9 protein-coding genes are annotated in these 14,053 nt (G+C 70.6%); 3 read left to right on the top strand and 6 right to left on the bottom strand.

All coding sequences use genetic code 11. The features are described 5' to 3' along the window. Window positions 1-39: 39 nt before the first annotated feature. From ACSRUE_RS31355 to ACSRUE_RS31345, 3 genes are all read left to right on the top strand, one after another. Window positions 40-2,358 (top strand): nitric-oxide reductase large subunit, encoded by a 2,319-nt coding sequence (locus ACSRUE_RS31355; RefSeq protein WP_441286797.1) that lies wholly within the window; start codon window positions 40-42, stop codon window positions 2,356-2,358. A 198-nt stretch (window positions 2,359-2,556) separates the two neighbouring features. After that, the gene (locus ACSRUE_RS31350; protein ID WP_441286796.1) at window positions 2,557-4,071 is read left to right on the top strand and encodes a flavin-containing monooxygenase; all 1,515 of its coding nucleotides are present in this window, start codon (window positions 2,557-2,559) and stop codon (window positions 4,069-4,071) included. A gap of 227 nt (window positions 4,072-4,298) precedes the next feature. Beyond that, window positions 4,299-5,162, top strand: a complete 864-nt coding sequence (locus tag ACSRUE_RS31345) for a hypothetical protein (RefSeq protein ID WP_441286795.1) — start codon at window positions 4,299-4,301, stop codon at window positions 5,160-5,162. Between the two features lie 85 nt (window positions 5,163-5,247). Here the strand turns inward: ACSRUE_RS31345 and ACSRUE_RS31340 are convergent, their stop codons facing one another. The 6 genes from ACSRUE_RS31340 to ACSRUE_RS31315 form a co-directional block, all read right to left on the bottom strand. Beyond that, window positions 5,248-6,768 (bottom strand): hypothetical protein, encoded by a 1,521-nt coding sequence (locus tag ACSRUE_RS31340; protein WP_441286794.1) that lies wholly within the window; start codon window positions 6,766-6,768, stop codon window positions 5,248-5,250. A gap of 81 nt (window positions 6,769-6,849) precedes the next feature. After that, window positions 6,850-7,416 carry a hypothetical protein gene (locus ACSRUE_RS31335; protein WP_441286793.1) on the bottom strand — a complete coding sequence of 189 codons (567 nt, stop codon included), beginning with the start codon at window positions 7,414-7,416 and terminating at the stop codon, window positions 6,850-6,852. A gap of 249 nt (window positions 7,417-7,665) precedes the next feature. Beyond that, window positions 7,666-10,584 (bottom strand): ATP-binding protein, encoded by a 2,919-nt coding sequence (locus tag ACSRUE_RS31330; protein WP_441286792.1) that lies wholly within the window; start codon window positions 10,582-10,584, stop codon window positions 7,666-7,668. Between the two features lie 2 nt (window positions 10,585-10,586). Further along, window positions 10,587-12,320, bottom strand: a complete 1,734-nt coding sequence (locus ACSRUE_RS31325) for an acyl-CoA carboxylase subunit beta (protein ID WP_441286791.1) — start codon at window positions 12,318-12,320, stop codon at window positions 10,587-10,589. Window positions 12,321-12,518: 198 nt separating this feature from the next. Continuing rightward, a complete protein-coding gene (locus tag ACSRUE_RS31320) occupies window positions 12,519-12,929 on the bottom strand; it encodes a CBS domain-containing protein (protein ID WP_437767906.1) in 411 nt (136 codons plus the stop codon). A gap of 191 nt (window positions 12,930-13,120) precedes the next feature. Further along, the gene (locus tag ACSRUE_RS31315; RefSeq protein ID WP_441286790.1) at window positions 13,121-13,912 is read right to left on the bottom strand and encodes a CBS domain-containing protein; all 792 of its coding nucleotides are present in this window, start codon (window positions 13,910-13,912) and stop codon (window positions 13,121-13,123) included. Between the last annotated feature and the right edge of the window lie 141 nt (window positions 13,913-14,053).

The raw sequence follows: 14,053 nt of genomic DNA, 5'->3' as shown, positions 1-14,053 counted from the left end.
CGCGGGCGCGCCGGGGCTCACGCGAACAACGAGGTTGCTATGCATAACCTGCGACGACTCTGGCTGGCGCTCGCCGCCGTCATCACCGCTGGCTTCTTGATACTCGGCTTCATGGGGCGGGAGGTGTACCGCAAGGCCCCGCCGATCCCGGAGCGGGTCGAGACGCCGTCCGGCCGGGTGCTGCTCACGAAGGACGACATCCTGGACGGGCAGCTGGTCTATCAGAGCATCGGCGGACAGCAGGTCGGCAGCGTCTGGGGGCACGGCGCCTACCAGGCGCCGGACTGGTCGGCCGACTGGCTCCATCGCGAGGCCGAGGCGCAGCTCGCGCTCTGGAGCCAGCGAGAGCACGGCGCGGCGTTCGCGGCGCTCCCGGACGAGGCGCAGGCCGCGCTCAAGGCGCGGCTCCAGAAGACGATGCGCCACAACGGCTACGACGCCGCGACCGGCGCGCTCACGGTCTCCGAGGATCGCGCGCTGGCGATCGAGCAGACCGCGGCGCACTACCGCGCGCTCTTCGGCGACGAGCCGAGCCTCACCGACCTGCGCGAGAGCTACGCGCTGCACACGGGCGCTGTCCCCGACGCCGGGCGGCGCGACAAGCTGACGGCGTTCTTCTTCTGGACCTCGTGGGCCGCGGCCGCGGAGCGCCCTGGCACCGGCGCCAGCTACACCAACAACTGGCCCCATGAGCCGCTCGTCGGAAACGTCCCCACGGCCGCCAACGTGGTCTGGTCGATCGTGAGCGTCGTGCTGCTGCTCGCCGGGATCGGCGCGCTCGTCTGGTACCACGCGTTCCGCCGCGCCGAGGAGCCGCCCGTCGCTGCGCCGGAGCGCGACCCGCTCTCGGGGTGGGTGCTCACCCCGTCGATGCGGGCCGTCGGGAAGTACTGCCTCGTCGTGGTCGCGCTTCTCGTGCTCCAGGTCGCGCTCGGGGCCCTGACCGCGCACTACACGGTGGAAGGACACGAGGTCTTCGGCCTGCCGGTCGCGGACTACCTGCCGTACGCGGTGACGCGCACCTGGCACGTCCAGCTCGGCGTCTTCTGGATCGCGACCGCGTTCCTCGCGGCGGGGCTGTTCCTCGCGCCGGCGGTGGGCGGGCGCGAGCCGAGGGGGCAGCGGCTCGGCGTGAACGTCCTCTTCGGGGCGCTCGTTTTCGTGGTCTTCGGCTCGCTCGCCGGAGAGTGGCTGGCGGTGAAGCAGCTCTTCGCGCTCGAGCACTCGTTCTGGTTCGGGCACCAGGGGTACGAGTACGTCGACCTCGGCCGCGCCTTCCAGATAGCGCTCTTCGGCGGGCTCGTGCTCTGGCTCTTCCTGATGCTGCGCGCGCTCTGGCCCGCGCTCTCGCGGCGCGACATGAGCCGGCACATCGTGCTGCTCTTCACCGGCGCGACGGTGGCGATCGGGATGTTCTACGGCGTGGGGCTGTTCTACGGCGCGAAGACGCACCTGTCGGTCATGGAGTACTGGCGCTGGTGGGTCGTCCACCTGTGGGTCGAGGGGTTCATGGAGGTGTTCGCCACCGCGGCCATCGCGTTCCTGTTCACCCGGTTCGGGCTCGTGCGGCCCGACAGCGCGGCGCGGGCCGCGATCCTGTCCACCTGCATCTTCCTCATCTCGGGCATCCCCGGCACGTTCCACCACCTCTACTTCAGCGGCACGCCGGTCTCGGTGATGGCGGTCGGCGCGAGCTTCAGCGCGCTGGAGGTCGTTCCGCTCGTCCTCGTGGGGATGGAGGCGCACGAGACCTGGCAGATGCAGCACCGGAGCGGGTGGATGCAGGCCTATCGCTGGCCCATCCAGTTCTTCGTCGCCGTCGCGTTCTGGAACTTCGTGGGCGCGGGGGTGTTCGGCTTCCTCATCAACCCGCCGATCGCCCTCTATTACATGCAGGGCCTCAACACGACCCCCGTGCACGCGCACGCCGCCCTCTTCGGCGTCTACGGGCTCCTGTCGCTCGGCCTCGTGCTGGTGATGCTCCGCCGCCTGCGCCCCGACGCGGTGTGGAACGAGGCGCGGCTCCGGGTGGCGTTCTGGGGGATGAACGGCGGCCTCGGCCTCATGATCCTCCTGAGCCTGCTGCCGATCGGGCTGGCGCAGGCGTGGGCCAGCGTCGAGCGCGGGCTGTGGTACGCGCGGAGCGCGGAGTTCCTGCAGCAGCCGGTCCTCGAGGCGCTGCGCTGGATGCGGCTCGTCGGAGACACCCTGTTCATCGTCGGCGTCCTGGCCTTCGTGGGGTTCGTCGCGGGGCTCTTCACCCGCCGGCCGGCGGGCGCTGCCTCGGCGAAGCCCGCGCTCGAAGGTGAGGCGGCAGGGATGCCCGCGCCGGCGGCGAGCGGCGCGCCTGCGGCCTGATCCCCCGCGCGCCAGCGCACGGCAGTCCGCTGGCGCGCCTCCTCCCTGTCGCGCCGCGCGGCGCCCCGGCTGGCGCGCCTCCTCCCTGTCGCGCCGCGCGGCGCCCCGAAATGTGCGCGTGGCGCCGAGCTCAGCCGTGATCCGCCACGCTATGCTCGGGTCCTGGAGCGCCGCGGCGCTCGCCCCCGGGAACCCAGCATGTCCACCGAACACTTCGACGTCCTGATCATAGGCGCCGGCCTCTCCGGCATCGGGGCCGCCTACCACCTCCAGACGCGCTGCCCCGGCAAGCGGTACGCGATCCTCGAGGGGCGCAGCGCGATCGGCGGTACCTGGGACCTGTTCCGCTACCCTGGCGTCCGCTCGGACTCGGACATGTTCACGCTCGGCTATTCCTTCCGCCCCTGGAAGGAGGCCAAGGCGATCGCGGACGGGCCGTCGATCCGCGACTACGTGCGCGACACGGCCCGGGAGCTCGGCATCGACCGGCACATCCGGTTCAATCACCGGGTTCGAGCCGCGTCGTGGTCCTCGGAGCAGGCGCGCTGGACCGTCGAGGTGGACGTCGGTCCAGGCGAGGAGCGCGTCCGCACCTCCTGCAGCTTCCTGTATATCTGCAGCGGCTACTACCGCTACGAGAGCGGGTATACGCCGAGCTTCCCTGGCCGCGACGACTTCCAGGGACAGCTCGTGCACCCCCAGCGGTGGCCGGAGGATCTCGACTACCGGGGCAAGCGCGTCGTCGTCATTGGCAGCGGCGCCACGGCCGTGACGCTTGTGCCCGCGATGGCCGCCGACGCAGCGCATGTGACGATGCTCCAGCGCTCACCGAGCTACATCGCCTCGCTGCCTTCGGAGGACCCGATAGCGAACGCGATCCGCGAGCACCTGCCGGAGCGGATCGCCCACCGCGTCGCCCGCTGGAAGAACGTCGCGCTCAGCCTGCTCATCTACCAGATCTGCCAGCGCGCGCCGCGGCTGGCCAGGCGGATGCTCCGCAAAGGCGTCGCCCGGCATCTGCCCGCCGACTTCGACATCGATACACACTTCAACCCGCGCTACGATCCATGGGATCAGCGCCTCTGCCTCGTGCCGGACGCCGATCTCTTCCGTGCGGTGAGGGAGGGGCGCGCCTCGGTGGTCACCGACAGCATCCGGACCTTCACGAAGAACGGCGTCCTGCTCGAGTCGGGCAAGGAGCTCCAGGCGGACATCCTCGTGACGGCGACGGGCCTGGAGCTCCTGTTTTGCGGCGGCATCCGCATCTCCGTCGACGGTGACGTCCTCGATCCCGGCCGGTCGTTCATCTACAAGGGGTTGATGCTGGGCGGCGTCCCGAACTTCGCGTTCTGCCTCGGTTACACGAACGCCTCGTGGACGCTCCGCGCCGAGCTGGCCTCGACGTACGTCTGTCGGCTGCTCAACTACATGGATCGTCATGGCTACCGGCAGTGCTTGCCGCGTCCTGACGAATCCGTCCCCGATCCTCGGCCGCTGCTCGGCCTGACGTCGGGCTATGTGCGGCGCTCGGTGGACCACCTGCCCAAGCAGGGAACGAAGGCGCCGTGGTACTTCCGCCAGAACTACGTCCTTGATCTGCTCGCGATGAAGCTCGGCCCGGTGGACGACGGCACCATCGTCTTTTCCAGGGAGGGTCGGCCGCTGCGCCGCGAACTCGCGAGCGCGGAGCGTCCTCGGCGCGTGGAGGCCTGAACAGAGGCGCGCGCCGCCGACGACGCGGATCGCTCGGCTCTCCCGCATTGCCCTGGCCCGACGGCGGAAAAAATGAGTAGCAGGCGCGTCGACGCGCGTCCATCGCGCGCGCTCATGCTAACAACCGCGCCGGTCGCCCGAACGCAGACGAGCTGGCCATGGACGACCGCAAGCGGCCCTCCTCACGGCCGCCTCGACGCCCGGGCCGGCGATGCATGGAGCTTTGAATGAGGTACAACCTGTTCGTTGGATTGCTTGTCTTGCCCCTCCTGGGTTGCGGATCGGATCCTGCTGTCGACGCGGGCGCGACGACGACGGGCGCGACGACGAGCACGGGGGCCGGGGGGACGGGAGGCGCGGGCGGGGAATCGCCGGGCTGCTCTCCGACCGCTGCGCCGGAGGTCACCGATGTCTCCGGCACGTGGGCGTACCGCGCCATCGGGTCGCAGCTCACCCAGGCGCAGGGTCTCCCGCCGTTCCAGACGCGCATCGTCAGCGTGATGCTCATCACGCAGCAGCAGAATGGTGACGCCATCTCGCTGCAGGGCACGTATTGCGACCATTACACCGAGGACCCGGACGCGATCGTGCACGCCGTCATCCCGGACAGCTTCCGCGAGGCGCTCGCGCCGGTGACCCGCGAGGGCACGTTTGCGGCGAGCGAAGGGGGGCTCCGCTACAAGCTCGGGCCCCTCCACGAGGTGATCGGCGCGGCGCTCGACGACCCGGCGCAGGACGAGCTGCCCACGGATCCGGCGGACGCTCGCGTCGTCGATCAGGACGAGGATGGACACCCGGGGATGACGGTTCAGCTCCAGGGGCTCATCGATGGGTCGGTGTACGTGGCCGAGCGGGCGCGGACCGAGCTCGACGGCGTGGCGGTCGCGACCGATCGCATCGAGGGTCGGCTCGGGTTCGTGTCGGAGCAGAGCGTGCTCGAAACGGACCCTTCGAGCCTCAAGGCGACCATGGCCGCCTCGAGGACGTACCCCGATCCGGAGGAGTGCAGCAGCACCTTCGTGATGGTCCGTACCCCTGACGGCGCGGACTGCGCCTGGATCAAGGAGAGGGCCGACACGCTCTTCCAGTAAAGCCACCTCCCGGCGGTCGCGGCGCCCCGCGTGACCGCGCGCCTCCGGGCGTCCGATCGAGAGGACGCCGGCTTCGCTGCGCTGCTCACTCGGGCAGCCGCAGGACGAAGCCGGCGCCGGCCAGCCAGCCGCCGCTGGAGAAGCCGGGATAACCTGGGTTGTTCGTCTGCAGCCCCTCGACGCCGTCGAGCGGCTCGCCGCTCACGATGTCGACAAGGTTGTCTGGGACCTCATCGATCACGGGGTTCCTGGCGGACGCGCTCTTCGACACCTCCCGTGGCACGAGCAGCTGGCCGTGCAGGAACGCTCCCACGCCGAAGTCGGCGCCGAAGAGCGACACCGGCGTCTCGAACGAGGCGCTGACCGCGAGGCGCGCGTTGTCGACGTAGTTGGTCCTGCCGGTCTGGTCCGGCACGGGAGACGGCGTGAAGGCGACGTCCGCGGAGACCCTGCGACTCCCCAGCACGACCGCGCCGCCGAGCCCCACGGACACCGTGCTCGACCACGGGTCGGGCGGGCTTTCGGCGTGCCGATCGCGGTACTCTGACCACCGCGTCAGGAGCGCGTGCCCGCCGATCTCCCAGGCGGGCGGCGCCGGGCTCTTCGAGCGCGCGGCGCGCTCGCCCCCTCGGTCCTCGCTTGGCGGGCCCATGACCGAGGCCCCCACGCCGACGCGGGTCGGCTGGTGGCCGAGCGTCAAGCGATAGGACTGGGGGACCGAGGTCTCGCCCTCCGGATAGGTGTAATTCCAGAAGCGGATCCTGTTCTCGCCGTCGGTGTCCGACGCCGCGGCGAGGTGGAGCGTGGCCGAGAGGCGCAGCCAGGGCGCGGGGCTGGTCGCGAAGGCGAAGTAAGGAGCGAAGACGCTCTCGACCTCCACGTCGGGGTTGATGAGGGCGGCCCGCTGGTCGCTCGCGTCGGGCACGTGGACGGCGGTCCGCGCGCTGGTGCCGATCGTGACGTCGACGCCCGCCCCCACGGATAGCCAGCGGGTGATCCGGCCAGCCATCGACACGGCCAGGCTGGTGACCGACAAGCGATCTCCCAGCAGCTCGAACTCCAGCCGATTCGAGAAGTACTGCGCGCGCTCGTCGGCGAAGAAGGCCCGCTGCTCCTGGAAGCTCCTGAGCGGCAGGAGGGCGTAGAAGCCCAGGACGAGGCGGTCCTCGCAGAGCGGCCGCACGAGCCCGAGCGTCGCGTAGCTGTTGATCTGCCGGTCGCGCGTGTCGTCCCGGGGGCTCGGGAGCTTCGACCCCGGCATGGGCCGGTGGGTGAGGCGAGAGGTCGAGCCGTCCGGATTCCGGATCTGGCCATCGTACACCGACTCGGGCACGTCGATGCCCGGGGGGCGCGGGGCCAGGGTGATGTCGCCGTGCGTGACGAGCACGAAGAGGCCCGCTTGCGTCGTCGCGGGCGCGAACGGCAGGAGCGCGGGGTTGAAGAACGCGGCCTCCGGTCCCCGCGCGAGCGCCCGTGCGTTCAGCCCGTTGGCGCTCGTGGGAGCGCCGGTGATCTCCAGCGCGCCCGACGCACGGACGGCTCCGGCCTGGAGGACCACGGCGGACGCCAGCGCGAACGGCGTGGCGACGCAGATTCTGTGCGGCATAAGTGCTCGAGGCGCGGGAGTCTGCCGGAGGGGCGGCTGCGAGGTCAAGCCCTGAGGACATCGGACGCTCTGCACGGAGCCTCAGCTCCAGTGAGCGGTCAACTCGAGGTGATCGTCGTTATCGCCGCCGCCGGCGATGATGCGCTGGCGGACGTGATCGGCGCCGCCGATCACGAGGAGCTGCTCGCAGGAGCCGATGACTTCGGTCCACATGTTCTCGTCGAAGCCTTGGCAGCCGATCCAGAGAGCGCGGGTGAAGCCGCGGCGGGATTCGAGGACACGAACGTGGCCGGCCGAATAATAGTTAGAGAAGACGCGCTGGCCGAGGGAGAAGAGGGTGGAAGGGGAGATGAGGCCCGCGATGACCTTGTAGATGCCGCTCATGTCGTCGTGCGTGCACTGGCGGCCAATCTGGTGGATGAGCTCCTTGCCTTCGCCGGTGGTGCGCCGGATGGCCTGGAACAGGTCCTTGTACCAGGCGATCGGGTACCAGCCGGTGGAGACGAGGCTGCCGTAGCGGATGCCGTCGCGCAGCGGTTCACACATCTCATCCAGGCTGCGCTTCTGGACAGGCTCGCCGCGTAGCTTGCCAAAGCTCGCAACCACGGAGCGAAACGCCACCCCCTTGACCTTCGGTTCGTCGGTCATCCCATCGCGCGAGCGCGCTCGGCAATCAGGGTACCTCACCCCGCGGAGGTAGGCCACATTGTTGCCCTCCTCGCCGGTATTGAAGCGTACAATCACCTCCTACATGGTGCAGCCCGAGCCGTTCGATCTTCGCGCGGCTTTCGCGCGGCCCGCTGGGGCGCCCACGGCAAGGTGAGGCAGCCCGACCGGCAGAATTCCCACCTCATCGAGCGGTGGTTGCGCGCTTCTGCGCGCTTCGAGGCGGCCGCCTCACGGGCCCTCGGCGTCGAAGATCGCGTCCACGTACCGCAGCGTCGCCTCGCGCCGGCGGCGCACGCGCTCGGCCGAGTCCTCCTCCACGAGCACCTCGTCGGGCTTCACGCGGAAGAGCGGCTGGCCCTTCTGCACGATCGTCCCCTCGCCGCCGTCGATGAGCACCTCCTCGATGGTGCCGGAGCAGGGCGCGAGCACCTTGTTGAACATCTTCATGACCTCGATCACGTAGAGCGGATCACCGGCGGCGAAATGGCTGCCCTTCGTCACGAGCGGAGGCCGGTCCGGCGCCTCCTGCGCGTAGAACATGCCGCCGGTGACCGCGACGATCTCGTTGGCCCGCATGGCGGGCGGCGGCGCGAGCACCTTGCGCATGCGGGCCGAGAGCTCGCGATCGAGCAGGCGCTCCGGGATGGCGACCGTGCCGTCCTCCCGCGCGCGGAGCTCGAAGAAGCGCGCGGCGTCGCCCGCGAGGACCAGCGCGTCGAGGAGCTCCAGGCCCGCCTGGAAGCCGAGGTGCGAGCCCCGAACCCGCCGCCAGAGCTCGGCGTCGTAGCCGTGAGGCGCGGTATCCCCGGACAGGTGCGCTCGCAGCTCGGGCCACGGAGGCGCGCTGCCCGCCTGGCCCATCCGCTCGCCGACGCGCCGGTAGAAACCGAGCGCCCGCGAGAGCACCTCCTGGTCGTGATCCCAGATCACATGGGCCGCGGGCGCCTGCGGCTGCGGCGTCATGTTGAGCAGCCAGTACGTGTCCGCGAGCACCTCGATCGGGTTCTTGAGCCAGCGCACCCGCCCCGACCGGATCTCGAACGACCCCATGTTCCGGCTGAGCCACGCCGACAGGAGGTGTGGCTCCGCGCAGATCTTCTCCACGGGACGGCGCACCAGCGTGTCCTTCAGCGTGAAGACCTTCTTCAACGCCCCTCCGCCCGCCGCCTCCGCGGCCCCGGCCCGCGCCGCGAGGCGGCGCTCGTGACGGGCGCCGAGCTCGGCCCACATCGCGTCGAAATCGAGCTCCCCGAGCTCCACCGCGAGCAGGCCGACCTGCGTGAGGTAGGGGACCACGAAGCGCGTCGTCGGCTTCGTCCACACGCTCCGCGCGAGGAACCAGTGCACGAGCCCGTAATGGAACAGGAGGTTCGTGTGAAGATCGCTGCCGCGCAGCGTGGTCGTGCGCAGGATCTCGCAGATCCGCTGGTAGGCCTCCTCGCGCGAGGCGCCGTAGGTCACGAGGAGCGCGATGTTGCTGTCGTAGGCGCCGGCGACCCGGTAATGCATGAACACCCCCGTGTCGGGGTTCTTCACGCAGATGCCCTGATCGTCGCGGATCTCGTGCGGGTGCGGATCGCTCCAGGACACGATGACGCCGGCCGCGTGGGGCTCCAGCGCGCCGTTCGTCGCGTTGAGGCGCGCCTCCACCGCGGACCCTTCCCGCCGGACGCGGATCGGCCGGGGCAGCCGCTCCCCGTGGCGCGCGAGCAGGACCATGCACTCGACGAGCGAGGTCACCTCGAACGCGTCGGCCGGATCAGCCGGGTTCTCGAAGCGGAGGGCATAACAGAGCTCCGACACCCGGTGCTCGACCTGGATCCGGGTGTTGACCTCCATGAAGTAGTGGTGATCCCCCTCGACGATGCACTCGAACGTCGAGGCCGAGTTCAGCCCGACCGCCTGCCCGAACCGCTCCGCCTCGGCCTCCATCCGGGCGAGCGACGCGAGCTCGCGCTCGAGCGACGCCGCGCGCGGCGCCTCGCCGGCCGCGCGCGCCCGCTCGATCGCCTCGCGCAGCCCCTCCTGCGTCATCGCCACCTCGAGCAGCTTCTGCTCGTGCATTTGCAGCGAGCAGTCGCGCCCGCCCAGCGCGACGCACCACGCGCCGTTGCCGATCAGCTGGATCTCGTTGTGCCGCGTCTCCTCGATGTTGAGCTCGAGCAGGATGTTCTTGTTGTCGCCGACGCCCGCGGCCTTCACCTCCGCGAGGACCTCCCGCGCCAGCGCGGGGACCTCGGCCGCCCGCGCCCGCGCCGCGGCCCCGAGGGGCGCCGCGTCGGGCGCGACGCCGGCGAGGAGCCGCTGCCCCTTGCCGCCGCCGCCGCCGATGGCCTTGAGCCGGATCCTCCGCCCCGGGTGGCGAGCGAGCAGCTCGGCCGCGCCCCGCTCGAGCTCCACGCAGAGCTCGTCCGTCGTGTAGAGATCCACGCGCTGCGCGTACGCCGCCGCGAGCAGCGCGTCCGCCGCCTCGGCGAGCGGGACCTCGTCGGAGAGCCGCGCGCCCGCGCCCTTCGGGCCGCACAGCCCGCGCTCGGCCGCGGCCGCGCGCAGCGCCGCGTGATCGGGCCACTTGCGGAGCACGATCCGCCGGGTCGCGTCGTCGATGCCGGGCGTCACGCTGACCGCGGTCGCGAGCGCCGTCCGCTTCGCCTCGTCCTTGAGCCCGGCGGCGCGCTGCACCGACGAGCGCGGGCCGATGAAGACGAGCCCCGCCTCCTCGAGCGTGCGCACGAACTCCTCGTCCTCGGCCATGAAGCCGTAGCCCGCGAACACGTGCGTGTAGCCGCCGGCACGGGCGATCGCGACGATCTCCTGCATCAGCTTGACGCGCTCGTCCTTGGTGGCGCCCGTATAGTCCTTCACGCGGTGCACGTGCGCCGGGTGGATGCAGCGAAGCTCCGGCGCCAGGGCGTGCGTGTAGACGATCGAGTCCTTCTCCGACAGGAGGATGCCGTAGCGCTCGATCCCCATCTGGGCGAAGACATCCATCGCCTCTTTCCGGATCGGGCCCCGGCAGACGATCAGCGGCCGCACGTCGTCGGCGGCGAAGGAGCGCGCCCACGCCGAGCCCGAACGGCCGAGCCTGCGGTCGCGCACCACCCTCGGGTTGCGGTCGTAACCTCGCTTCGCATCGAATCCATCCATGATCAATGGAACTCCCGCTGAACACCGGTGAACGGCCCTGGCTGGTAGTGCCGCAGCAGGAACTCGAGGTTCTCCGCGATCACCGAGCGGAGCTCGCGCGGCATCACGAGCCGCGAGATGGAGCCCAGGCTGAGCCCCTCGCGCGGGTTCATGAGCTCCCGCTCGTACCGCGCGCTGAACTCCGCCTCTCTCGCCTTCAGCCACGCCGCGGCCTCGTCGCGGGCCTCCGCCTTCGCCTTCGCCTCGTCGAGGCCGCGGGCGAGCCGCTCCTTGACGCCGGCCTTCTCCCTGGCGCTCGCCTGCGCGCGCACCTTGCGGAGCTCGTCCTTGTAGACGAACTCCTTGCCGGCGGGGCCCATCACCGCGACGCGGGTCGTGGGGAGCGCGAGCACGACGTCCGCGCCGGTCGCGTAGTTGTTGAACGAGGCATAGGCACCGCCGAACGCGTTGCGCACGAGCAGCAGGATGCGCGGGGTGCGCACGTCGATGATCGCGTCGAGCATGGCCCGGCCGGCCTGCACGATGCCCATCGCCTCTTGCTCCCTGCCCGGGAGGAACCCGGTGGTGTCTTCCATGAAAAGAAGCGGGATGTTGTAGAGGTTGCAGAAGCGGATGAAGCGCGCGTTCTTGTAAGCGGCCGCCACGTCGATCTGCCCCGACGCGACCGCGCTGTTGTTCGCCACGAAGCCGACGACGCGCCCGCCGACCCGCCCGAACGCGGTGATCGTGTTGCGCGCGCGCTGCGGCTGCACCTCGAAGTAGTCGCCGTGATCGCAGATGCGCTGGATGATGATGTTGATATCGAGCGGCGTGTTATAGCCCGTCGGCGACGAGAGCGTCCTGCGGAGGAGCGTGTCGATCTCGGTCGTCTCCCGGCCCACCGGATCGCTCGTCCGCTGGAAAGGCGCGCTCTCGCGGTTGTTGCTCGGCAGGTAACCGAGCAGCCGGACGGTGGTGCGCAGCGCGCCCACCTCGTCTGGCACCGTGAGATCGGCCACCCCCGAGGCGCCGTGGACGCGCGGGCCGCCGAGGTCGTCGGGCGAGACCACCTCGCCGAGGACCGATTTGACGACCGCCGCCCCGGTCAGGCCGAAGAACGTGCCGCCCGGCTGGATGACGAAGCTGCCCTGCCGCGGCAGGTAGGAGCCGCCGCCCGCGTTGAACCCGAACATGCACATGATGCTCGGGATCACGCCGCTGATCTTGCGCAGCGCCGCGAACGCCTCGGCGTAGCCGTCGAGCCCGCCGACGCCCGCGGGGACGTAGGCGCCGGCGCTGTCGTTGAGGCCGACGAGCGGGATGCCCCGCTCTCCCGCGAGCTGGAACAGCCGCGCGAGCTTGCGGCCGTTCGTCGCGTCCATCGACCCGGCGCGGACCGTGAAATCGTGGCCGTACAGCGCCACGTCGCGGCTGCCGATGCGCAGGATCGCGGTGACCAGCGAGGCGCCGTCCAGGTTGGGCCCCCAGTTCTCGAAGACGACCCGTGGCGGCTCGGGCGTGAGCACCCGGATGCGCTCCCAGATCGTCATCCGGCCTTTGCTGTGCTGCCGGATGATGTTCTCCGGGCCCGCGGCGACATAGGGGCGCCTGCGCAGCTCCTCGGCCTCCCGGAGCGCCGCGTCGTACGCCGAGGCAGGCGCGGCCGGCGCCCCGGATCCCTCGTCGAGCGGATCGTCGAGCGAGGGCACGGGGGCGGAGGGCTTCACGGCGACGTCGTTGTGATCAAGAGGGCTCATGGACGGGCGGGCCGCTCTATATCATGGCAGGATCCTGGGGCGCACCTCGCGCGCCCGGCGAGGCGCGCGCCGGCGTGTGGGGCGCGGCACGAGGCTCGTGCCCGCGGCGCTCCGCGATCCGGGTCTGCGGCTCCACGCCGCGATGGGGGGTCACCGCGCGCGGGCAGGCAGCGCGCGCCCAGCTCGACCGGTTCGCCGTCAGGACATCTCTTTCTCGGTGAGCACGGCGGCCAGCACGGCGAGCGCGTCGGTCGTCGTGAAGACGCCGACGACCTGTGCGCCGTTCAGCACCACCGCCGATCCGTACTTGTGCTCGGCCATCTCGCGGACCACCTCGGAGAGCGGCGCGCTCGGCGCGACGGCGTAGGGGCACGGCGACATGGCCTCGCTGACGACGAGCTCATCCCCCTCTTGCTCCTTGAGCGTCTCTATCCAGTAGATGTCCCGCTCGGAGAGGATGCCGACCAGCCGGCCGCCGCTCAGCACCGGCAGGTGCCGGATGCGATGTCCGCGCATGAGCGCGCGGGCGAGGCCGACCTTCTGATCGGCGCCGATGGAGTGAGGGCTCCGGGTCATGCAGTCCTGGATGCGAATGGTCGAAGAGCTCATGGGGCCTCCCCTGGCGCTGGGCGTCCGCGATGATCCATTCGAGCTGATCGAACCGGCGCCCTTCGATCAAGCTCGGTTTGCCACGATGGGCCACGAGGCGGGTTTGCAAGATGCGGACCGCCGGGATCGGCGTTCGCGCTACGACACGCAGCGGGCGTGCGGCGCGTACGCTTCATCGGCGAGCCATCTCCTCAGGCCCGCTTGCGCGCCGGCGGGATCAGGTACCCGCAGCACCGCCCGAACCACCGCAGCACGTCGAGCGACGACACGATGCCGACGACCTTGCCGTCGTCCGAGATGACCGGCAGCCGGTGCACGCCCTCGTAGGCCATGAGCGACGCGGCCTGCCGGATGCTGGCGCTCTCGTGCAGCTGCACCACGACGGGCGTCATCACGTCGCGCGCGGTGACCCTGACGGGCTCGTAGACATGGAAGCCCTGACGCATCTCGAGCGGCGCGACCTCGCCCGACCGCGAGGCCACCCGCCGCGACTCCTCGGTGTCGCCGCGCTCCTCTGCCGCGCGGAGCACGTCGGCCCGCGACACCATGCCGACCGGCCTGCCCGCCGCGTCCACGACCGGCATCCCGCTGATCTCGTGGCGGACGAGCAGGGCCGTGATGTCGTCGAGGGAGACCTCCGATCGGATGCAGATGACGTTTTGGGTCATGATCTCGGCGAGCGGCGCCTCCGGATTCACGGCCACGTCGATGCCCGCGCTGCGCAGCGGATCCGCTTCCTCCGTGCCCGGCGCCGCGTGGCTGGCATGGCAGACGACCGACGTCGTGCGCGAGCTCTTGTCGAAGTGCAGCGCATGGAAGCGATGGCACGACTCGCACTCTCGCGCCGTCATCGAGCGCTCCCGCAACGGACAGTAGACCGTCGCCACGACCGATTCCTCGCCGTCGTCTCCAACGATGTGCGCGCTGCGGATCGTGTGGTGCCGGAGCTGGTGCTCTCCGCCGGTAGGTCCAAGGGTTGTCATCGTCGTCTCCCGTTCGCCTCTGCGTCCTTCGCTCGAGGTGCGCTGTGGGATGAGCACCGTTCGTGCCACGCACGCGAGATCGCCGGCGTGCGGCGGCGGCCCTGGTACGCCGCGGTCACGTCTGCGCCTCCGCGCGCCGTT

Source organism: Sorangium sp. KYC3313 (assembly GCF_052075895.1).
GTDB lineage: Bacteria > Myxococcota_A > Polyangia > Polyangiales > Polyangiaceae > Sorangium > Sorangium cellulosum_B.
This window is presented reverse-complemented; position numbering and strand designations above follow the sequence as displayed.